This is a genomic window from Brevundimonas sp. VNH65 (assembly GCF_049445955.1).
In the GTDB taxonomy this organism is placed as follows: Bacteria; Pseudomonadota; Alphaproteobacteria; order Caulobacterales; family Caulobacteraceae; genus Brevundimonas.
The window spans coordinates 82,006-102,546 of the sequence record NZ_JBMSDX010000003.1; the positions used below are offsets into that span (position 1 = coordinate 82,006).

Genomic DNA, 20,541 nt, shown 5'->3' on the forward strand with positions numbered 1-20,541 from the left:
GAGGCATGATGACCCATCTGCACCTGATCGCTCCGCCGATCGCCGTGATCGCTCTGGCCGTCGCGCCCTCCCAAGCCTCCGCCCAATCGCCCAGCGCCGCCCTGACGCGCCTGTTCGAGGACGAGCGCGCCGCCGTCTACGCCGCCGATCCCCTCGCGGCGACGGAAGCCGGCGTGGCGGGGTTCAACGATCGTCTGCCCGATGTGTCGCCCGCCGCCCAGGCCCGTCGGCTGGACCAGGACCGCGCCTTGCTGGCGCGCGCCGAGGCCATGGACCGCTCGGGCCTGAGCGAACAGGAGCGGGTGTCGCTGGACCTGTTCATCTTCATGGTGCGCCAGCGGGTCATCCTGGCCGCCCATCGCGACTGGCGAATCCCCTTCAACAGCGACAGCGGCTTCTACGCCTCGATCCTCTCTCTGGGCGAACAGGCCGCGCCGAGAACCGTCGCCGACTATGAGGCCTATGTCGCCCGCCTGAACGACGTCCCGCGCTACTTCGACCAGAACATCGCCAATATGCGCCTCGGCCTGGACGAAGGGTTCACCCAGCCGGCGGAAATCCTGGCCGGGGTGTCCCGCATCATCGCCGGCGCCCAATACGCCCAGGCCGAGGACTCGCCCCTGTGGGCCCCGTTCGCCGACTTCCCCTCCGCCATCCCCGTCGCCGAACGCGAGCGGCTGACGGCGGCCGGACGGCAGGCTCTGACCCAGTCGGTGGCGCCCGCCTACGCCCGTTTCCAGAGCTTCTTCGAAACCGAATACCGTCGCCGCGCTCGAACCTCGCTTGGGGCCCGGGATATGCCGGACGGCGCCGCCTATTACGCCGATCTGGTCCGCTACTTCACCACCCTGCCCGACCCGACCCCCGACCGGGTGCACGAGGTCGGTCTGGCCGAGGTCGCCCGCATCCGGGGCGAGATGGACGCGATCATCGCCCAGACCGGATTCGACGGCGCGTTCCCGGAGTTTCAGGTCTTTCTCCGCACCGACCCGCGCTTCTATCCCAGGACGTCAGACGAACTGCTCCATCGATCGGCCTGGGCATCCAAACGCATCGAGGGGCGACTGCCCCAGTATTTCGGTCGCCTGCCGCGCACGCCGTTCACGGTGCGCGCCGTCCCGGCTCACCTCGCTCCGAACTACACCGGCGGACGGTACAATCCGGGGGCGCCGGGGGCGGCCGGTGAATATTGGGTCAACACCTATGCGCTGGAAACCCGACCGCTGTTCAACGTCACGGCCCTGTCCCTGCACGAAGCGGTCCCGGGGCACCATCTGCAAGGCGCCCTGGCCCGCGAGCTTCAGGACGTCCCCGAATTCCGCCTGAACTTCTACCCGCACGCCTTCGGCGAGGGCTGGGGCCTGTATGCGGAAGCTCTGGGGGTCGAAATGGGGGTCTATGAGACGCCCTACGATCACTTCGGGCGGCTCAGCTACGAGATGTGGCGCGCCTGTCGCCTCGTGGTGGACACCGGCATCCACGACAAGGGCTGGAGCCGTCAGCAGGCGATCGACTACCTGACCGCCAACACCGCCCTGTCGGCGCACGAGATCTCGACCGAGGTCGACCGCTACATCGCCTGGCCCGGTCAGGCCCTGGCCTACAAATGGGGCGAACTGAAAATCTGGGAGCTGCGTCGGCGGGCCGAGGCGGCGCTCGGCGACCACTTCGACATCCGGGGCTTCCACGACGCGGTGCTCGCGGACGGCGGCGTCACCCTGGAGGTGCTGGAAGGCCGGATCGATCGCTGGATCGCGAACCAGACCCGGCCTTCCGTCACGCCTTAAGCCGTCTGTTCGTCGGCGTATTTGACGGCGCACCCATACGGCGTGGCGTAGGGCGTCGCCACCGGGCGCCCGGCCTCGATGTCGGCGAGGGCGGCGCGGACGAAGTTGTTGGCGCCTTCCAGATCCTCGGGCTTGTTGGTCGGCCGGTCGTCAATGGCGCCGGCGTAGAGGATCCGTCCGTCCGGCCCGATGATGCGCATGTCCGGCGTCGTCTTGGCGTCATACAGACGTCCCACCTGTCCGGTGGGGTCCAGCAGCAGATGGGTGTAGCCGGCGTTGAAGCGCGTCTTCCAGTTCCGGGCGCTTTCGCCCTCGACATAGCCCTGGGTTCCGGGCGCGGAGGAAATGATGGTCAGCCAGACGATCCCGTCGGCCGCCGTCTCTCGCTGCAGCGCCTGCATGGCTCCGGTGTAGTGTTTCTTCACATAGGGGCAGCCCTCGTTCGACCACTCCAGAATGACCATCTTGCCGCGGAAGTCGGCGAGAGACCGCTGGGCGCCCTCGGAGTCGACCAGGGTGAAGGCCGGCGCCATGCCGGACACGCCGTTCGACGGCTGCGCCGCCTCGGTCGTCTGTTTGGCGGCGGGTTCTGCGGTTTGCTGCTGGCAGGCGGCCAGCATCAGGGCGGACAGGGATGCGGCGGCGAACAGGCGTCTCATGATCGTCTCCTTCCAGGTGAAAAGTCGGCTCAGGGTGCGGCGGCGGTTTCGAGAGCGGCCGTGACCACCCCTTCTGTCAGCAGTTGCGGCAGGACGACCGGCGCGCCGCCGCCGGCCGGATAGACAAGATACAGGGGAACGCCCGATCGGCCGTGCCGCTCCAGTTCGGCGGCGATGCTGTCGTCCCGGAGAGTCCAGTCCCCGACCAGATACAGGGCGTTGGCCGCCTCGAACGCCTCGGCGACGGCGGCGGAACTCAGCGAGGTGCGCTCATTGACCTTGCAGGTCACGCACCAGTCGGCGGTGAAGTTGACGAAGACCGGACGTCCCTCCGCCTGGGCGGTCTGGACCGTCGCAGCCGACCAGGGCTGGGACGCCAGGCGACCGGCGGCGGCCTCCCCGGCCGCTGGGGCAACCGCGCTGCGGGCGGCCAGCACGGTCAAGCCCAGCGCAAGAACGGCGGCCGCGCCCGCACAGATCGTCGCCACGATCGCTCGGCGACCCGACGCTCTGTCCACCTGAGCCGTCCCGCCCAGCCACAGCGCGAAGGCCAGCGCCAGCCCGCCCGCCAGCAGCAGGGCGGAAGACATGGCCCCTGCCTGCTGACCGAAAACCCAGGCCAGCCAGAGGGCGGCGCCATACATCGGAAACGCCAGAACGGCCTTCAGCCGGTCCATCCACGGCCCGGGCCTCGGCAGGCGTCGAATCAGGCCGGGCGTCAGGCTGGCCGCGACGAACGGCAGGGCGAAACCCAGACCCAGCATCAGAAACACCGTCAGCGCCAGGGGCCAGGGCAGGACAAGCGCCGCGCCGAGGGCGAAGGCCATGAACGGCGCCGTGCAGGGCGCCGCAACCGCCACGGCCAGGACGCCGGTGAAGAAGGCTCCGGCCCACCCTGGCAGCCGCGACAAGGGCCCGCTCGCCGCGCCCTGCAATCCGGCCCCGACATTGAAGACACCCGACAGGTTCAACGCCACCGCCAGCATCAGCAGGGCCAGTCCCGCCGTCACGCCCGGCGACTGAAGCTGGAAGCCCCATCCGACCGCCTGACCGCCCGCACGCAGCAGAAGGAGGGCGGCCGCCAGCACCAGGAAGGTCGCCAGAACGCCCGCGAGGAAGCCCAGTCCGTCTCGACGCGCCTCGGCCCGATCCCCGCCCACCGAGGCCAGGGCCGCCGCCTTCATCGCCAGGATCGGAAAGACACAGGGCATGAGGTTCAGGATGATCCCGCCGAGAAACGCAAACAGGGCCGCCTGGAGGAAGAGGCCCCAGCCGCCGCGTTCAGACGATCCGGCCTCTGCATCCGTCAGGCCGCCGCCTCCCGACGCCCCCGCCAGGGGCTCGCCGGGGCTCGCGACGATCTCATAGCCTTTGCCGTCGATGACCAGCACGCCCGGAAGCGGCGCGTTCAACCCGCCGGCGGCCAGAACCCCGCCGGGTTTCAGACGCAGGGTGAGGCCCTCCGGTCCTCGCTCGCCGGTCTGCGGCGCGGCATGATCGATCACCCCGCCCTGGAAAGGCAAGAACCAGGCGCGGCTCGCCTCCCCTCCACCGGCCGGACCGCCGGCGGCCGTCAGCGTCAGAACGCCCCCGTCCAGGGTCGCGCGCGCCTCGATGCCCGCCGGTTGGGGGGTGGCGGCCATCGCGGCCTGAATCGCCGCGCCGTGCTCGGGAACCAGAGGCGGCGCGCCGTCACGCACCGGAATGTCCAGCGCCAGATTGAGGTCGTCCGGCACGCACATCTCGTCGCTGCAGACCAGGAACCGCGCCTCGACACGCAGGCGCAGCGTCTGGTCGGTCGGCGCGTTCGCCGGAATCGTGATCGGGACGGGCAGATAGACCACGCCGGAATAGCCGTAGTTGACCAGGGTCGCGATCCGCTGTCGCTCGGGCAACGGCCAGACGATATCGCCCGCGCTCAGGCCCGCCGGCAGGCTCCAGACCAGCGTCGTCGCCCCGCCGGAATCGCCCGGATTGCGCCAATAGGTGTGCCAGTCCGGCCGGATGTCCTGACGAACGGCCACCATCAGGGTCGAGCCGGGCGTCGCCCACGCCGTCATCGCCACCAGTTCCGCTTCGATGCGCTCGCTGCGCTGGGGCCCGGTCTCGGCCCAGGCCGGACGGCCCGCGAGCACCAGGCCGAGCACGAGCATCAAGAGGGCGGTCAGGCGGCGCAAGCGCGTCTCCGGGCAGAGGCGTTCGGTGGGGCGTTCCGGATCAAACGCGACGCGCCCGCCGATCCGTCGCGTGTCGGATGAAAACGATCGTCCGATTGCGGTCAACCGTCCATGAGGTCGCTGTCAGGCGGCGCGGTCGGTCCGGGACGATCCTGTCCGCGCCTCGACGGGGCCACGCTGGATGCTGACCGGCTCTGCGGCGGGCGGCGGTTGGCGGGTCAGGCGCACGCCCTTGATCCACAGCTTCAACGCCTCCCAGTGAATGGCCGCCACCACTTTCAGCGTCAGGAAGGGAAACGCCAGCGCCGTGCGCAGCACCTGGGCGTCGCTCAGATCGCGCCGCCCACCGCGCATCTGGGCCGTGATCAGCAGTCCCTCGTCATCCAGACCGTCGACCGTCATGTCCATGCACTCGCCCGGCGCATGCCCTCGAAAGGCGTAGTCCATGTCCATGCCCATGAAGGGCGAAACATACAGGGCCTTGGCCGCGCCCTGACGGATCAGCCCGCGTCGGGCGTCCTCGGCCGACAGCGGAATGACATAGGCGTGCCGCACCCCGAAGGTCGACGTCACCTCATAGACCATCGCCTTCAGAACGCCGTCGGGGCCGCTGCAGTAGTAGAGGCTGATCGGGTTGAAGACGAAGCCGAGAACGCGCGGCATGGTCATCAGGCGGACCGCACCGCCGGCGATCTCGACGCCAGCGCGCGACACCAGATCCTCTATCCGATCTCGCAACGCAGACCCGTCGCCGAGGCCGTGGTCGCGATCATGGAAGGACAGCAGATTGAACCGGTTTCGCGAGAAGAGCTTCAGCTTCCGATCGATGTCGTCGATCTGGTCCAGGTCCAGCAGCATCCAGAAGACCCGATAGCGCAACCTGTGCTCTCGCGGTCTCAGGCGACGGTGAGTCACCTCGCCGATATAGAGGGCCGAGGCCTCGGTCACGCCGCCGTCTCGACCGGGGCCCGCTCCGGCTGCACGAATATCCGACCGTTCGGCTCGGCCACAGTCCAGGGCCGACGAACGCCGCCGAGCTGCTCGGCCACCGCCAGGCCCGACTGCAGCCCGTCCTCATGGAAGCCCGCGCCGAAATGGGCGCCGCAGAACCAGACGCCGCCCTGCCCCTGCAACGACCACAGACGCCGCTGGGCCCGGATCGCCACGGGGTCGAAGATCGGATGCTCGTACAACTCGCTGCGCAGAAGCGATTCCGGCGCCGGGGGCCGAGGCGGATTCAGGGTCACGAACAGATCGCGGCCTGGCAGGCCCTGCAGCGTGTTCATCCAGTAACTGACGCACAGCCCGCCGTCGGCGCCGATATAGTTCCAGCTCGACCAGGCGCGGCGGCGACGCGGCATCAGGCTGGCGTCCGTATGCAGGACGGCGAGGTTCCGGCTGTACCGGAAAGCCCCGAGCAGCTCGCGCTCATCCGATGTCGGCGCATCCAGCATCCGCAGCGCCTGGTCGGCATGGGCGCCGATCACCACATGATCGAAAGTCGAGACGCCGTCGTCGCCATGCCGCAACTCGACGCCCGAGCCGGTCCGACGGATCGAGGTTACGGGCGAGGCCAGACGAATGTCGGCCTTCATGTCGCGGACCAGGGCCTGAACATAGCTGCGGCTTCCGCCTTCGACCGTCCGCCAGATCGGGCGGCCGGTCAGACGAAGCAGGCCGTGATTGTCGCAGAAGCGGATGAAGGACGCGGCGGGATAGTCCAGCAGGGTTCCCGCCGGCGAGGACCAGACCGCCGCCGCCATCGGCAGCAGGTGGTCGTCCCGAAACGCCGCGCTGTAGCCATTCTGCTGGAGATAGTCGCCCAGGGTCATATCGCTGTCGGCCAGACGCGGCAGGTCCGCCGGCGCCTGGCGATAGAAGCGCAGCACTTCCGCCAGCATAGTCCAAAGCCGGGGACGCAACAGGTTCCGCCGCTGCGCGAACAGGGCCGGAGCCGAGTATTCGAACCGCCCGTTCTCAAGCGACACCGCGAAGGACATGTCCGTGGCGCGGCTGCGCACGCCCAGATGGTCGAACAGGGCCGTCAGGTTGGGATAGGTCACGTCGTTGAACACGATGAACCCCGTGTCCACGCCGAGGTCGTCGGCCCCGTCACGCACCGTCACCGTGTTGGAATGGCCGCCCAGTCGTTCGTCCTGCTCGAACAGCGTCACCTCGTGTCGTTTAGACAAAAGCCACGCGCAGGACAGGGCGGAAACACCCGATCCGACAACGGCGATGCGGAGCGGTCGGTCGGTAATGTGGGTCAGGCGCGACATGGCGGCTCCATCGGGGTCTTGCATCGGATACGCGGTCCGCGTCTGATCGGATGCCGAAGTGATCCGGTTTTTAGTTCCGCGCGTAATCGGCGCCATGGATGTCGACTGTGCCCCCATCCCCCCGTCCAGAACGCGGTCGCCGATGACCGTAGAGGCGGACCTGCACGATCGCTGGATCGAGGCCGTGGCCCAGCGACGGGATCGCGATGCCTTCGGCCGCCTGTTCGCCCACTATGCGCCACGGCTGAAGGCCTGGCTGATGAAGACCGGCGCGACCGGCCCGGCGGCCGAGGATTTCGCCCAGGACGCCATGCTGGCGGTCTGGCGCAAGGCCGATCTATTCGACGCCCGTCGCGCTGGCGCCTCAGCCTGGATTTTCGCCATCGCGCGCAACCGCCGGCTCGACATGATCCGCCGCGAGCGCCGCGCGCCGCCCTCGCCCGAGGTCGATCCCTGCGCGCCCGAACACGAGCGGCCGGACGCAGTGCTGGCCGAGGCGCAGGACGCCCGCCGCGTCAGAGCCGCGCTGAAGCAGCTCACCCCCGATCAGGCCGAGGCCCTGCGCCTGGCCTTCTTCCTGGAACACAGCCACTCCGAAATCGCCGACCAGCTCGCCCTGCCGCTCGGCACCGTCAAGTCCCGCATACGCAACGCCATGATAAGACTTCGCCATCTGCTTGAAACTCCCGACGTCGGAGGTCGCCCATGAGCGCCCGGCACGCCGTCTCCGATGATCGCCTGATCGCCTATGCCGCCGGCACGCTCAGCCCGCCTGAGGCCGTCGTGGTCGCCACCCATCTCGCCCTGCGCCCCCGGTCCGAGGACGTGCTGCGCGCCCTCACCCATGTGGCCGGCGACGCTCTGGAAGATCTCGCCCCGGAGCCCCTCTCGGCGGATGCGCTCGACCAGGCGCTCGCTCGCGCCGAGGCCGACGGCGGCGAAGCAGAGGCCCTGCCCCCGCTGAACGACATGCCCGAGCTTCCAGCGCCGCTGCGCCGGTACGCGCTCGGCCCCTGGCGCTGGATGGGGCCGGGCGTCCGCGTGCGCGACGTTCTGGGACCGCGTGACGGCGACTGCCGGGTGATCCTGCTGAAGATCGAGCCCGGCCGATCGACGCCCCGTCACACGCACGGGGGCGTGGAGGTGACCTGTGTCCTCTCCGGCGCCTATGCGACGGATGATGAGCGGTTCGATGTCGGCGACATCGAGGAGGCTGACGATCACACCCTGCACCAGCCAAGAGTGGTGTCTTCAGAGGCGTGCCTTTGCGTCGCGGCGCTGGACGGCCAGATCCTGCTTCCCGGCCTTCTCGGGCGGCTGATGCAGCCTTTCGTCAGGCTGTGACATCGGATCGCCATTGACGCTTGCATAACTGGACCTAAAGTCGGCCTCAAAGCATAAAGGGAGGCCGACATGAACGCTCAGGACGTCCACGATTTCTCGGACCGTTTCTCCGAGGTGCTGGAGCGCGGCGACGGCGACGCCGCCCGCACCTTCTACGCGCCGGACGCGAAGATCTGGCACAACTTCGATGACTACGAGCAGTCGGTCGACGAGAACCTGAAGACCCTCGCCTGGATGCACCGCAAGCTGCCGGTCCGGAAATACAACATCATCCGCCGCGAGATCCTGCACGACGGCTGGATGCAGCAGCATGTGGTCGAGGCGACCCTGCCGAACGGCAATCCGTTCCGGATGACGGCCTGCTGCGTGGTGCAGATGAAGGACGGCAAGATCACCCGCCTGGACGAATACCTCGACCCCGCCCAGGCCGCCGTTCTGAAAGACATCCGGAACTGACGGGCGCTGGATATGGCGCGCGCCTTCACCCTGCCGCCGGCGACGAACCCCCAATCGATCGGCGGACTAATCAACGTCCACGCCGGGCGCGATCCGGACTACCCCGCCCTGACCTGCGGCGACGTCACCCTGACACGACGCGAGTTGGCGGCCCGCATCAACCGGCGCGCCCGGGCCCTGGTTCGCGCCGGGGTCGGCCAGGACGACTTCGTCGCCATCGCCCTGCCCAACGGCACGGCCTTCATGGAGATCGCCTTCGCCTGCTGGGCCATCGGGGCGACGCCCGCGCCGGTGCCACATCGGCTGCCGCCTGTCGAGTTGAGCGCGATCCTCGAGCTGATGAGGCCTCGCCTGATCGTCGGTGACGTGTCCGCAGCCGACGCCGGCGCTACCGTCGTTTCGGAAGCCGACCTCTACGACGCTGACCTCTCCGCCGATCCCCTGGCAGAAGCGGTGGCCCGCTATGTGAAGGCCATTCCCAGCGGCGGCAGCACCGGTCGGCCGAAGGTCATCGTCGACCACGCCCCCGGCGCGCTGGATCCCGACGCGCCGAGCCTGGGCATGCAGAATGGGGACGCCGTCATCATCCCCGGCCCTCTCTATCACGCCGCCCCGTTCGGCTTCGGCTATCTCGCGCTGGCGGCGGGCTGCCACCTGGTGCTGACGCCGCGGTTCGACGCCGAGGAGACCCTGCGTCTGATCGAACGCCACAGGGGCGCCTGGCTCTATGTCGTGCCGACGATGATGCACCGGATCTGGGCCCTGGGCGAAGAGACGCGCTCCCGGTACGACCTTTCGTCGCTGGAGATCGTCTGCCACATCGCCGCCGCCTGCCCGATCTGGCTGAAGGAGAAGTGGATCGAATGGCTGGGCCCGGATCGGATCTGGGAGGGCTATTCCGGCACCGAGTCCATCGCCGCGACCCTGATCGGCGGCCGGGAATGGCTGGAGCACAAGGGATCGGTGGGCCGACTGGCGCCCACCACCCAGATCCGGTTCCTCGGCGAGGACGGTCTTCCGGTCGCCCCGGGCGAGATCGGAGAAATCTATTTCCTGCCCCCCGGCGGAAAGGGGTCGACCTATCATTATCTGGGCGCCGAACCGCGCGCCCAGGGCGAGTGGGAATCCTGCGGCGACCTCGGCCGCATGGACGAGGACGGCTATCTGTATCTGGCCGACCGACGCACGGATCTGATCATCTCCGGCGGCGCCAACATCTATCCGGCGGAGATCGAGGCCGCGATCGACGCCTGTCCCGGCGTCCTGTGCAGCGTCGTGGTCGGCCTGCCCGACGACGACCTGGGCCAGAAGGTTCATGCCATCGTCGAGGTGGTCGCCGATGCGGCTCCCGACGCCGAAACCCTGAGAAACTTCGTGGCCGAACGGCTGGTGCGCTACAAACTGCCTCGCACCTGGGAGATCACCACCGAACGTCTGCGCGACGACGCCGGAAAGGCGCGCCGGACGGCCCTGCGCGACGCCCGGATAGGCGCACAAGGCTGAACCGAAACGGCCCGCGAAGCCGACGCTTCGCGGGCCTGATCCTGACCGAGGATCCGCCTATTTCCCGGCGTTCGGATCCTGCATCTGGAAATAGTCGCGCCACCCGGTGATCCGGCCGTCAGCGCCGAAATCGATAATCCCCATATAGGGGTGCTGGACCAGGACGCAGTCGGCGTTGACATACTCCTCGCGCCCTTCGGTCAGCAGATGGCCGTCACGCTCGGCCCAGTGCTGGATCACCCAGGTGCCCGACGAGTTGTTCGCCCAGTATTTGCGGAAGAATTTCTCGACCCAGTCCAGCCCTTTCAGCGGCCGGGTGCCGACATGGTAGTGGTACTCGATAGCCGGGTCGAAGAAGGCCAGGACGGCGTCCATGTCCTGGGTCTTGATGGCGGCCTGCAGCCGCTCGATCACCTGGATTTTCGGCTCGCTCATGCTGCGGCGCCTTCCGGCTTGCGCGCCGGCGGCGCGATGACCGAGCCGTCGTAGTAGTCACGCATGCGGGCGACCTTGCCGTCGCGGAATTCGATCGCCTGCATGAAGGGGTTGCGGATCAGCCGATCCTCCCCGCGATTGTAGATCATCTCAACACCCTCGCAGAGGATCAGGTCGCCCTGTTCAACCATATGGGTGACGTTCCACTCCTGCTGGTCGAACGCCGCCTCATAGTTGCGGATGAACTTCCGCAGCTTCTCCTTGCTGGTGATCGGCTTGGCGTGCATCGACCAGTAGTATTCCATCTCGTCGTGCCACAGATCGACGAAGGTCTCGTGATCCTTGGCCTTTGACGCCGCCATCAAGGCGCGCAGCGTCTCCTGATTGCCGCTCATGGTCGTCTCCCTGCTTGTCGTTATTGATCCAACGCTATCACTCAAGTTTCGGTATGCAAGCGACTTTGGACCATTGACGCAAGTCTCTCGGAAAAAGTAAGTTTCAAATTGCCAGTGACCGTTGGGGGCGTTTCCATGGATCTCAGAGCCGCCAAGGGGCGACTGCGCCTACCTGCGATCGCCGCGCCGATGTTCCTGGTCTCCGGACCGGATCTGGTTCTCGCGGCCTGTCGCGCAGGCATCGTCGGGTCCTTCCCCGCCAACAACGCCCGCACCCTGGAGGTGCTGGACGACTGGATGGGCCGGATCAGCCGCGAACTGGCCGGGACCGACGCCCTGTGGGCGGTCAACGTCATGGTCCATCGCTCCTATGCGCGGACCGCCGAGGAGATGGAGCTGGTGCTCAGGCACCGGCCGCCGATCGTGATCACCGCGCTGGGCAGTCCGGCCGCGATCGTCTCGGCGGTGCAGGGCTACGGCGGGCTCGTCCTGGCCGATGTCAGTTCCGTCGCCTATGCGCGCAAGGCGGTCGCCGCGGGCGTGGACGGCCTGGTTCTCGTGGCAGCCGGGGCCGGCGGCCACACCGGTCCGTTGTCGGCCTTTGCCTTCGTCCCGGCGGTCAGGGCCTTCTTCGACGGTCCGATCGTGCTCGGAGGCGCCATTGGGTCCGGCCAGGCGATCCGGGCCGCCGAAATCCTGGGCGCCGACTTCGCCTATCTGGGCACGCGCCTGATCGCGGCTGAGGAGAGCATCGCCGAGCCGGGCTACAAGCAGATGATGGTGGAGGCGACGATCGACGACATCGTCCTGTCCGATGTTCTGACCGGCATGCCGGCCAACTGGCTGGCGCCGAGCCTGGTCGCCGCCGGATATGATCCCAAGGCCATGGGTCAGCGCGGCGAGATCGCGCTGGGCCGCCCCGAGACCACCGGCGCCAAACGCTGGCGCGACGTCTGGTCCGCGGGCCAGGGCGTCGATGCGGTGAAAGCGGTCGAGGGCGTGGCGGCCATCGTCGATACGCTGGAAGCCGAATACCGCGCCGCTGGATAGAGAACTTTCTGGTCGACAGGTCTCAGGTCGACAGGCGCTCCCGCCTCAACCGCAGACCGGCAGCCTCTCGATCCCACGTCTGGGCCGTGACGCCCTCGTTGCGCAGTTCGACCTTCTGGATCTTGTTGGTCGGCGTCTTCGGCAGTTCGGGCTCGACCCGGATGAACCGCGGCACCATGAAGTGCGCCATCCTCGGGATCAGGAACTCCGCCAGTTCGCGAGGGTCGATGACGGCGCCGGCCTTCGGCGCGACACAGACCATCACCTCCTGCTCTCCGCCGTCCAGGTCCACCCCATAGGCGGCGACCTCGCGCACCGCCGGATGCGCCCCGACCTCGATCTCAATTTCGACCGAAGAGATGTTCTCGCCACGCCGACGGATGGCGTCCTTCTTGCGATCGACGAAGAAGAACCGCCCCTCCGCGTCGCGGCGCAGCAAGTCGCCGGTGTGGAACCAGCCGTTGCGCCACGCCTGGGCCGTCGCCTCCGGATCGCCCAGATAGCCCTTGAACAGTTGCCACGGCTGGTCGGTCCGCACGATCAGTTCGCCGACCTCGCCATCGGGCAGTTCCCGATCGTTCTCGTCGACGATCCGGCACTCCACCCCGGTGCGCGGCCGACCACAGCTGGACAGCGTCTTTTCGTTGACCTCGGTGACGAGCGGCGAGGACACTTCGGTCATGTTGAAGCCGGAGGTGTAGTCGAACCCGAATCGCTCGGCGATCCGCATGGTGTCTTCCGACACCGGCGACAGGGTGCAGATGCGCAAGGGATTGTCGCCGTCGTCCGCGCGCGGCGGCTCTTTCGACAGAAAGGCCGTCAGGGCGCCGATCAGTCCGCTGCAGGTGGTCGAGCCCGTCTCCCTTACCTGATCCCAGAACCGACGGGTGTCGAAGGCCTCGAACAGCGCGATCGAGCCGCCGACGGCCAGGCCCGCCATGATCCCGGAAATCCCCCCGACGTGGAACATGGGCAGATTGACCAGCATCCGGTCCTCGCCGGTCATATAGCCATAGGTCACCCGCGCCGTCGTCCACTCCTGCACATAGGAAGTGACGACCGCCTTGGACGGCCCCGTCGTGCCCGAGGTGAAGATGATCACCGGCGTGTCCCAGGGCTGAACATCGACCGGCGCCGCCTGGGCCGGATCGCCGATCAGGGCCTCGTGAAGTTCGACAACGCAGGCGACCGGCGGTGCCACATTCGTCGGCGCGGTCAGGATCAACCGCTCCACCTCACCCAGCGAAAGACCCTCCAGCCGCCCCGCCAGTTCGGGATGGATGATCAGCAGCCGGGCCCCGGTCTTCGCCAGGGCGTGCTCCAGCAGACGGCCTCGAAAGCTGGTGTTGATCGGCGCCAGGGCCGCTCCGGCGTAGTTCGCCCCGAACCACGCCCGGACCAGAGCCGCCGAGTTCGGCGCCCAGGCCGCTACGACGTCGCCCGGCTTCACGCCCCGGGCCTGCAAGGCGGCCGCAGTCTCCAGCGACTTGCGCCGGGTCTCAGCCCAGGTCCAGGTTTCTCCCGTCTCGAACAGCAGGAAGACCTCGTCGGGTTTCTCATTCGCGAACCGGTCGATGAGGCGCGGCACGACGCAGTCGGCGGCCGTGGGAGCCTTGGGTTCGAACCACGGCGGATGAAACGCGGCCATCACGCCCGTACCCGATCCGGCCGTCCTGCCGACACCGCAGTCTCCTTTCCCATCGCCGCCATACCTAATCCTCACAACCCTGAAGTCGTCGGTCGGCCCTCGCCGACCCTGTGACCCGACTGTTGCACGATGTCCACATTAGTCTCGTTATGCAAGGGATAGGGGCTGCGACCACATCTTAACTTGCAAAAACAGATTTCTGGTTAGATGGTTCGTTTGCGAAAGTCTCTCTTCTACCGCTCAGAGGGAGACCGAACGCCGGAGGCGGCGACCCAGACGTCGCGCCACGCAACCAATGATCGGGCGTCGCATCGCCGGCGCCGGACGACAACAACGGGGTCAATCCCCGGGAGGGAAACGAGAATGCGTAGACTTGCCTTGGCATGCCTTGCGACCACCGCCCTGACGGTGATCGCGGCCCCCCAGTATGCATCCGCCCAGACGGCGCCCCAGAACTCTGAGCCAGTCGCAACCGTCGAGGACATCATTGTCACGGCCGATCGCCGCGCTCGCAGTCTGCAGGAAGTTCCCAGCGCCATCACCGCCGTCACCAGCGAACAGCTGGAACGCCAGCGGATCGTCGACCTCAACACCCTGGCCAACAGCGTCCCCTCCTTCAGCATGACCGAAGGGTCATCGCTGGGTAAGGAGCTGAACATCCGCGGCATCACCAGCGTCCGCATCATCGACGCCAGCGCCGAACCCTCGGTCGGCATGTTCGTGGACGAAGTCTACATCTCCCGCATGGGCTCGGCCTTCACCGATTTCTTCGACCTGGAGCGGATCGAGGTCATCCGGGGTCCGCAGGGCGTGCTGCTCGGCAAGAACGTGGTCGGCGGCGCCATCAGCGTCATCACCGCCAAGCCCCGCTTCGAACCCTCCGGCCAGATGACGGTCGGACTGGCCAACTACAACGGCTTCAACGCCAACGGCTACGTCACCGGCCCCCTCAGCGACAACTTCGCCGGGCGCTTCGCCTTCCAGGTCCGCAACCGCGACGGATATGGCGAGAATGTCGTGACCGATACCGATGTCGAGGACCTGAAATCGCATCAGGCGCGCGCCGAACTGCTGTACCAGCCGGACGACGGCCGGCTGCGGGCCTTGCTCACCGTGGACTACGGCTCATCGGAGTCGGCCGGTTCCGCCCGCACCATGACCGACGACCCCTTCGCCGCCGGCACCGGCGCCATCGCGGCCTGGCGCGCCGCCCAGGGCCTCGGCCCTCGCCAGACCACCAGCCCCCAACGCGAATACGCCAACCGCACCGGCGGCGGCGCCATGCTGCGGCTCGACTACGACTTCGACTGGGCCCGCCTCAGCTACATCACCGGCTATCGGACGTCCGAAGGCGAGATGGGCTACAACCAGCTGGGCACGGCCTCGCCGCCCGGACTGGCCGACACCTTCTACTATGCGGAAGACAAGCCCGAGACCCTGAGCCAGGAAATCCGGCTGGTCTCGCAGAACCCCGACAGCCGGTTCGACTGGATCATCGGCGGCTTCTATCAGCACGACAATGTCCAGCGCTTCGACGCCAACCGCGCGACGACCTATACAGCCATTCCCGCCCTCAGCGGCCACTTCATGTACACCAACGACGCCGAGCTCGACACCATGGCGGTGTTCGGTCAGGTCGGTTTCAAGATCACCGATCAGCTCAAGGCCACGGTCGGCGCCCGCTACACCAAGGACAAGAAGGGCGGCTACCGGACCGCGACCTGTCTCGAAGACGGCGGCGACGGTCTCTGCGTCGCGGCCCTGGTCCTGGCCGCCGGCCAGAGCTGGGCGTTCAACTACGAGCGCGAATGGGACGCCTTCACGCCGCAGGGCATCGTGGAGTACCGCCCCAACGACGACGTCATGCTGTACGCCAGCGTCGGCAAGGGCTTCAAGGGCGGCGGCTGGGACCACATCCCCGCCACCGAAGCCGGCGGCCGTATCGGCTATGATCCGGAGGAGGTCATCAACTACGAGATCGGCGCCAAGACCGATCTGTTCGACAACCGCGTCCGCCTCAACGTCGCGGCCTTCCAGATGGACTACAAGGATCTGCAGTCCCAGCAGCTGATCCTGGAATGCCTCTGCACCGTCACCAGCAACGCCGGCACCGCCAAGATCCGCGGCATCGAAGGCGAGTTCCAGTTCGCCGTCACCGACGCCCTGTTCCTGACCGCCTCCGGCTCCGTGCTCGACGCCAAATACGAGGACTTCGTCAGCTCGGCCGGCGTGGACTTCTCCGGCAACCGCATCCAGCGGTCGCCCGAGAACAAGTTCGATGTCGGCTTCACCTATGAGTTCGGCGAGGGCGCCTGGGATCGGGCTTTCAGCCTGAAGGCCAACTACACCCGCACCGGCGAGGCCTTCTGGGGACCTGAGAACACGATCAAGCAGGACGCCTTCGGCCTGGTCGACGCCTCGCTCCGCATCCAGCCGCCAGGCGCCGACTGGAACGTCACGGTCTGGGGCAAGAACCTGTCGGACGAACTCTACGCCGTCGCCGCCCAGACCTTCTTCGGCGACCTGATGAACTACTACGGCCCGCCGCGCACCTTCGGGGTGGACCTCCGCTATTCGTTCTAACCCCTGGGCATAGAACGAAAATCAGCCCGCGAGGCGCCGTCCTCGCGGGCTTCTCTTTGCGCCGTGGCCAGGCCCGGAAGCTTGGCTCCGGGCCTGGTGAAAATCAGGCTCGGGCTTCGTACTCCGACGCCTCGATGAAGCTCTTGCGGGCCGCGAAAAGCGACAGCAGGCCGAGGGGCACGACAATCGCCGAGACGATGCCGACCGCCTCGCCGATCCGCACCGGATCCTTCAGCCAATAGTCGCTGATGAGGGCCACGCCCGTCGGCCCGACGGTGAAGGCGATCAGATTGCCGATCAGCAGGTACAGCGCCATCACCCGCGCCCTCAGCCGGTTCGGCGCGATGGCCTGAAGACTGGGCGCCGGCAGACCCTGGGTCAGGCCGAAGGTGAAGCACATGGCCGCGATCCCGACCATGGCCCAGGTTCCGTCCGGAGCAAACGGCGCACCGACCGCGAACGGCAGCGCCAGAACAGATCCAGCCATAGCCACGCGCAGCACGGCGTCCTTTGCACCCCGCGTCGCCATATGATCCGACCACCAGCCGCCCAGCAGAATCCCCCCGGTGCTGAACACCAGCAGGATCATGCCGTAGACCGCGCCGACATGGCTCATCTGCCAGCCGTGCGCCCGCACCATGAAGGCCGGCGTCCAGGTCAAATAGGCCGCGACCGACACGCCGATCAGGGAATAGCCGAGCGACAGCAGGGTGAAGGGCAGCCACCGGCGGCGCAGAAAGGCCACCAGCGACGGCGCCGCCTCGCCGGCCGCGACCGGGCGCTCCTGGCGCTTGGGCTCCTTCACCGGCCACATCGCCAGCAACAGGATCGGTCCGGGCAGGCTGACCATGAGGAAGGCCAGCTGCCAGCTCTTCAACTCGCCGATCAGCGGCAGAGCCACCGGCGGCGCGGAGATGGCCCACTGGATCACCGCCCCGCCGATGATCAGCGCCAGACCGACCCCCATGATGGATCCGATGGCATAGACGCCCAGCGGCCGCGCGCGTCGGGCGGGCGGAAAGCTGTCGGCGATCATCGAATAGGCGGCGGGGGACAGCCCGGCCTCCCCCACTCCCACGCCGATCCGCGCCAGGAACAGGGTCAGGAAACTGTTGGCCATGCCGCAGGCCGCCGTCATGGCGCTCCAGAAGGCGATGCTGATCACGATCAGGCGTCGCCGCGAGCTACGGTCCGCGACCCAGGCGAAGGGTATCCCCATCACCGTATAGAACAGGGTGAAAGCCAGGCCGCTCAGCAGGCTGAACTGGGTGTCGGTGATGTTCAGGTCGCGCCGGACCGGCTCGACCAGCAGCGTCAGAATCTGGCGATCCACGAAAGCCACGGCATAGGCGGCCATCAGGATCAGCACGGTCGCCCAGGCGCGCCGGGAAGACGGCCAGTCGGGCGCCTCGGGGACAGCGACGGGCTCGGCGTGGCGAACGGTCTGATCCATGGGGCGTTTCCAGCAGGCTTTTTATAATGGACCGAATGTGTCTCGCTTTCGTCCAGTAATGCAAGTCGTTTGATTAGGGCGTTCAGCCGCGCCGCGGGCGCACCCCTCAAGCGATCCGCCCGACCGCAAGGGCATAGTCTGTTTACGAAAGCAAACTCCCCCGCTATTGCTTGCAAAACAAGACTAATAGGGAGAGCGACATGGCGCGGCGTCGGCTGACGATCACCGCCGTCCTGGTGGCCCTGATGGTCGCGCCCGGCGCGGCATGGGCCCAGACGGACACCCCCGGAGACGCGGCCGCGACCGATCCCGCCGTCATGGGCTGGATGGTCGGCTCGCCGCCTCCGCCCGAGCGTCAGATCCGCTTCCACGATCTCAGCTTCATGCGCTTCCCCCAGACCCGCTGGAGCTTCTCCCACTGGCGCGAGCTGTTCCCGACCGCCCCTATAGCGCGGGCCGAGAGCGCTCCCAGCCCACTTCCCCTCGCCCTGCGGAACGACATCGACGCGGTCGCCTTCACCCCGATCGGCGCCTCGGCTCCCGTCACCTGGGCCCAGTCCCTCGACCTGAACTACACCGACGGGATCCTGATCCTGCATCGGGGTCGGATCGTCTATGAGCGGTATTTCGGCGCCCTGACCCCGACGGGAAGCCACATCGCGCATTCGGTCACCAAGTCCTTCGTCGGCACGGCGGCGGCGATGCTGATCGCGGAGGGGCGTCTCGACCGCGATGCGCCCGTCGTCCGCTACATCCCGGAGCTCGGCGACAGCGCCTTCGCCGACGCCACCGTCGGCCAGGTGCTCGATATGACCACCGGCCTCGCCTACACCGAAGTCTATACCGACCCTGATTCCGACGCCTTCGCCTTCGTTCGGGCCGGCGGGATGATGCCGACGCCGCCGGGATACGACGGCCCCCGAACCTTCTTCGACTATCTCAAGACCGTGAAGAAGGCCGGTCAGCACGGCCAGGGCTTTACCTACAAGTCGGTGAACACCGAGGTGGCCGGCTGGCTGGTCTCCCGCGTCAGCGGCAAGCCCCTGGCCGAGGTGCTGAGCGAACGCTTCTGGCGGCCGCTGGGCATGGAAGGCGACGGCTATATCCAGGTCGATTCCAGCGGCGCGGGCTACGCCGCCGGCGGCCTGAATCTTCGCCTGCGCGATCTCGCCCGCTTCTGCGAAATGATGCGCGACGGCGGGCGCTTTAACGGACGCCAGATCGTCCCTGCCGCCGTCGTGGGCGAGATCGCGCGCGGCGGCGACCCGGAGGCCTTCAAGTCCGGCGGCTATCAGACCCTGCCCGGCTGGAGCTACCGCAATCAGTGGTGGGTGTCGCACAACGCGCACGGCGCCTTCATGGCGCGCGGCGTCTTTGGCCAGGCCTGTTACGTCGACCCGAAGGCCGAGATGTCGATCGTCCGCTTCGCCTCCAGCCCCCTGGCCAGCAACGCCCTGCTCGATCCGATGTCCCTGCCCGCCTATCAGGCCGTGGCCGAGCATCTGATGGCGACCGCCGCCCAACCCTGACGCCGCGAGACCTCTGATGACCGAAGCCTACATCATCGACGCCTGCCGCACGCCGCGCGGGATCGGCCGGGTCGGCAAGGGTGCTCTGGCGGGGATCCACCCGCACCATGTCGCCGCGACCGTCCTGGCCGCCATCGCCGAACGCAACACCCTCGACACCTCCGAGGTTGATGACGTCATCTGGGGCGTCAGCACCCAGACCGGCCCCCAGGGCGGCGATCTCGCCCGCATGGCGGTGCTGGACGCCGGCTTCGATCCGGGGGCCAGCGCCGTGACGCTGGACCGGTTCTGCGGCTCGGGAATCACATCCCTGAACCTCGCGGCGGCCCAGGTCATGTCCGGTATGGAGGACCTGGTCATCGCGGGGGGGACCGAGATGATGTCCTATTCGACCGCCGTGCCGCCGCCGATGCCCGACGCCGGCAATCTGCGCCTGCGCGAACGCCATCCCCAGGCCCTGCCCGGCGTCTGCGCCGACGCCATCGCCACCCGGGAAGGCATCGACCGCGCCGCCCTCGACGCCTTCTCGCTGGCCAGCCAGCAACGCGCCGATCACGCCATTCGCAACGGCCATTTCGACCGCGCCCTCGTCCCCGTGTATCGCGAGGACGGATCCCTCGCCCTGGATCGCGAAGAGTATCCGCGCCCGCAGACGACCCTGGAGGGGCTTTCCGGGCTGAAGCCCGCGTTCGAGGTCCTGGCCGACCTGCCATGCGAACCCGGCGGCCCCACCTTCGGCCAGTTGGTCCGGCGGAAATACCCCGGGCTGAAAATCGAGCACGTCCATCACGCCGGCAGTTCCTCGGGCGTGGTGGACGGCGCCGCCGCCCTGTTGCTGGCCTCGCCCGCCTACGCCGCCCGGCGCGGCCTGAAACCCCGCGCGCGCATCGTCGCCACCGCCAACGCCGGCGACTGCCCCACCCTGATGCTGAACGCGCCCGTCCCGGCGGCCCGCAAGGTGCTGGCGAAGGCGGGCCTCACGACCGACGACATCGACCTGTTCGAAGTCAACGAGGCCTTCGCCGTCGTGGCCGAGAAGTTCATCCGCGACCTGCGGCTGGACCACGATCGGGTCAATGTGAACGGCGGGGCCATCGCCCTGGGCCATCCAATCGGCGCCACCGGCGCCATGCTGATCGGCATGATGGTCGATGAGCTGGAGCGCCGCGATCTGAAGCGCGGTCTCGTCACCATGTGCGCCGCCGGCGGCATGGCCCCGGCCGTCATCATCGAGAGGATCTGA

Annotated in this window: 17 protein-coding genes; 9 read left to right on the forward strand and 8 right to left on the reverse strand. The window is 67.7% G+C overall.

Going from position 1 to position 20,541, the window contains the following annotated elements; genetic code table 11:
• The first annotated feature begins 8 nt into the window (after window positions 1-8).
• Window positions 9-1,787: a DUF885 domain-containing protein gene (locus tag ACO2Q1_RS07350; protein WP_423328841.1), complete on the forward strand. Its 1,779-nt coding sequence runs from the start codon at window positions 9-11 to the stop codon at window positions 1,785-1,787.
• On the opposite strand, the gene ACO2Q1_RS07355 is transcribed toward ACO2Q1_RS07350, so the two are convergent.
• From ACO2Q1_RS07355 to ACO2Q1_RS07370, 4 genes are all read right to left on the reverse strand, one after another.
• Window positions 1,784-2,446, reverse strand: coding sequence for a redoxin domain-containing protein (locus ACO2Q1_RS07355; protein WP_423328842.1), 663 nt, complete (start codon window positions 2,444-2,446; stop codon window positions 1,784-1,786). The genes ACO2Q1_RS07350 and ACO2Q1_RS07355 overlap by 4 nt on opposite strands.
• Window positions 2,447-2,475: 29 nt before the next feature.
• Window positions 2,476-4,623 (reverse strand): protein-disulfide reductase DsbD family protein, encoded by a 2,148-nt coding sequence (locus tag ACO2Q1_RS07360; RefSeq protein ID WP_423328843.1) that lies wholly within the window; start codon window positions 4,621-4,623, stop codon window positions 2,476-2,478.
• Between the two features lie 123 nt (window positions 4,624-4,746).
• Window positions 4,747-5,571, reverse strand: a complete 825-nt coding sequence (locus tag ACO2Q1_RS07365) for a DUF1365 domain-containing protein (protein WP_423328844.1) — start codon at window positions 5,569-5,571, stop codon at window positions 4,747-4,749.
• On the reverse strand, window positions 5,568-6,902 hold the full coding sequence (locus tag ACO2Q1_RS07370; protein WP_423328845.1) for an NAD(P)/FAD-dependent oxidoreductase: 1,335 nt from the start codon (window positions 6,900-6,902) through the stop codon (window positions 5,568-5,570). Before ACO2Q1_RS07370 ends, ACO2Q1_RS07365 begins: the two co-directional genes overlap by 4 nt.
• Before the next feature lie 142 nt (window positions 6,903-7,044).
• On the opposite strand from ACO2Q1_RS07370, the gene ACO2Q1_RS07375 reads away from it, so the two are divergent.
• From ACO2Q1_RS07375 to ACO2Q1_RS07390, 4 genes are all read left to right on the forward strand, one after another.
• Entirely contained in the window at window positions 7,045-7,611 is a 567-nt protein-coding gene (locus ACO2Q1_RS07375; RefSeq protein WP_423328846.1) for a sigma-70 family RNA polymerase sigma factor, read from the forward strand.
• Window positions 7,608-8,246, forward strand: coding sequence for a ChrR family anti-sigma-E factor (locus ACO2Q1_RS07380; protein WP_423328847.1), 639 nt, complete (start codon window positions 7,608-7,610; stop codon window positions 8,244-8,246). The genes ACO2Q1_RS07375 and ACO2Q1_RS07380 overlap by 4 nt, the downstream gene beginning before the upstream one ends.
• 69 nt (window positions 8,247-8,315) lie before the next feature.
• Window positions 8,316-8,702 (forward strand): nuclear transport factor 2 family protein, encoded by a 387-nt coding sequence (locus ACO2Q1_RS07385; protein ID WP_423328848.1) that lies wholly within the window; start codon window positions 8,316-8,318, stop codon window positions 8,700-8,702.
• Window positions 8,703-8,714: 12 nt separating this feature from the next.
• Entirely contained in the window at window positions 8,715-10,205 is a 1,491-nt protein-coding gene (locus tag ACO2Q1_RS07390) for an AMP-binding protein (protein WP_423328849.1), read from the forward strand.
• Between the two features lie 57 nt (window positions 10,206-10,262).
• Here ACO2Q1_RS07390 and ACO2Q1_RS07395 read toward each other — a convergent pair whose 3' ends face one another.
• A complete protein-coding gene (locus ACO2Q1_RS07395; protein ID WP_423328850.1) occupies window positions 10,263-10,640 on the reverse strand; it encodes a nuclear transport factor 2 family protein in 378 nt (125 codons plus the stop codon).
• Window positions 10,637-11,035: a nuclear transport factor 2 family protein gene (locus ACO2Q1_RS07400; protein ID WP_423328851.1), complete on the reverse strand. Its 399-nt coding sequence runs from the start codon at window positions 11,033-11,035 to the stop codon at window positions 10,637-10,639. The genes ACO2Q1_RS07395 and ACO2Q1_RS07400 overlap by 4 nt, the downstream gene beginning before the upstream one ends.
• A 135-nt stretch (window positions 11,036-11,170) precedes the next feature.
• Between ACO2Q1_RS07400 and ACO2Q1_RS07405 the strand changes: the two genes are divergently transcribed.
• Complete coding sequence (locus ACO2Q1_RS07405; protein WP_423328852.1) at window positions 11,171-12,085, forward strand: NAD(P)H-dependent flavin oxidoreductase; 915 nt, start codon at window positions 11,171-11,173, stop codon at window positions 12,083-12,085.
• A gap of 22 nt (window positions 12,086-12,107) precedes the next feature.
• On the opposite strand, the gene ACO2Q1_RS07410 is transcribed toward ACO2Q1_RS07405, so the two are convergent.
• Window positions 12,108-13,733: an AMP-binding protein gene (locus ACO2Q1_RS07410; RefSeq protein ID WP_423328853.1), complete on the reverse strand. Its 1,626-nt coding sequence runs from the start codon at window positions 13,731-13,733 to the stop codon at window positions 12,108-12,110.
• Window positions 13,734-14,096: 363 nt separating this feature from the next.
• Here ACO2Q1_RS07410 and ACO2Q1_RS07415 point away from each other — a divergent pair, with 363 nt between their 5' ends.
• Window positions 14,097-16,316, forward strand: a complete 2,220-nt coding sequence (locus tag ACO2Q1_RS07415; protein WP_423328854.1) for a TonB-dependent receptor — start codon at window positions 14,097-14,099, stop codon at window positions 16,314-16,316.
• Between the two features lie 103 nt (window positions 16,317-16,419).
• On the opposite strand, the gene ACO2Q1_RS07420 is transcribed toward ACO2Q1_RS07415, so the two are convergent.
• Window positions 16,420-17,769: a spinster family MFS transporter gene (locus ACO2Q1_RS07420; RefSeq protein WP_423328855.1), complete on the reverse strand. Its 1,350-nt coding sequence runs from the start codon at window positions 17,767-17,769 to the stop codon at window positions 16,420-16,422.
• Window positions 17,770-17,969: 200 nt separating this feature from the next.
• Between ACO2Q1_RS07420 and ACO2Q1_RS07425 the strand changes: the two genes are divergently transcribed.
• On the forward strand, window positions 17,970-19,298 hold the full coding sequence (locus tag ACO2Q1_RS07425) for a serine hydrolase (protein WP_423328856.1): 1,329 nt from the start codon (window positions 17,970-17,972) through the stop codon (window positions 19,296-19,298).
• A 16-nt stretch (window positions 19,299-19,314) separates the two neighbouring features.
• A complete protein-coding gene (locus ACO2Q1_RS07430) occupies window positions 19,315-20,541 on the forward strand; it encodes an acetyl-CoA C-acetyltransferase (protein WP_423328857.1) in 1,227 nt (408 codons plus the stop codon).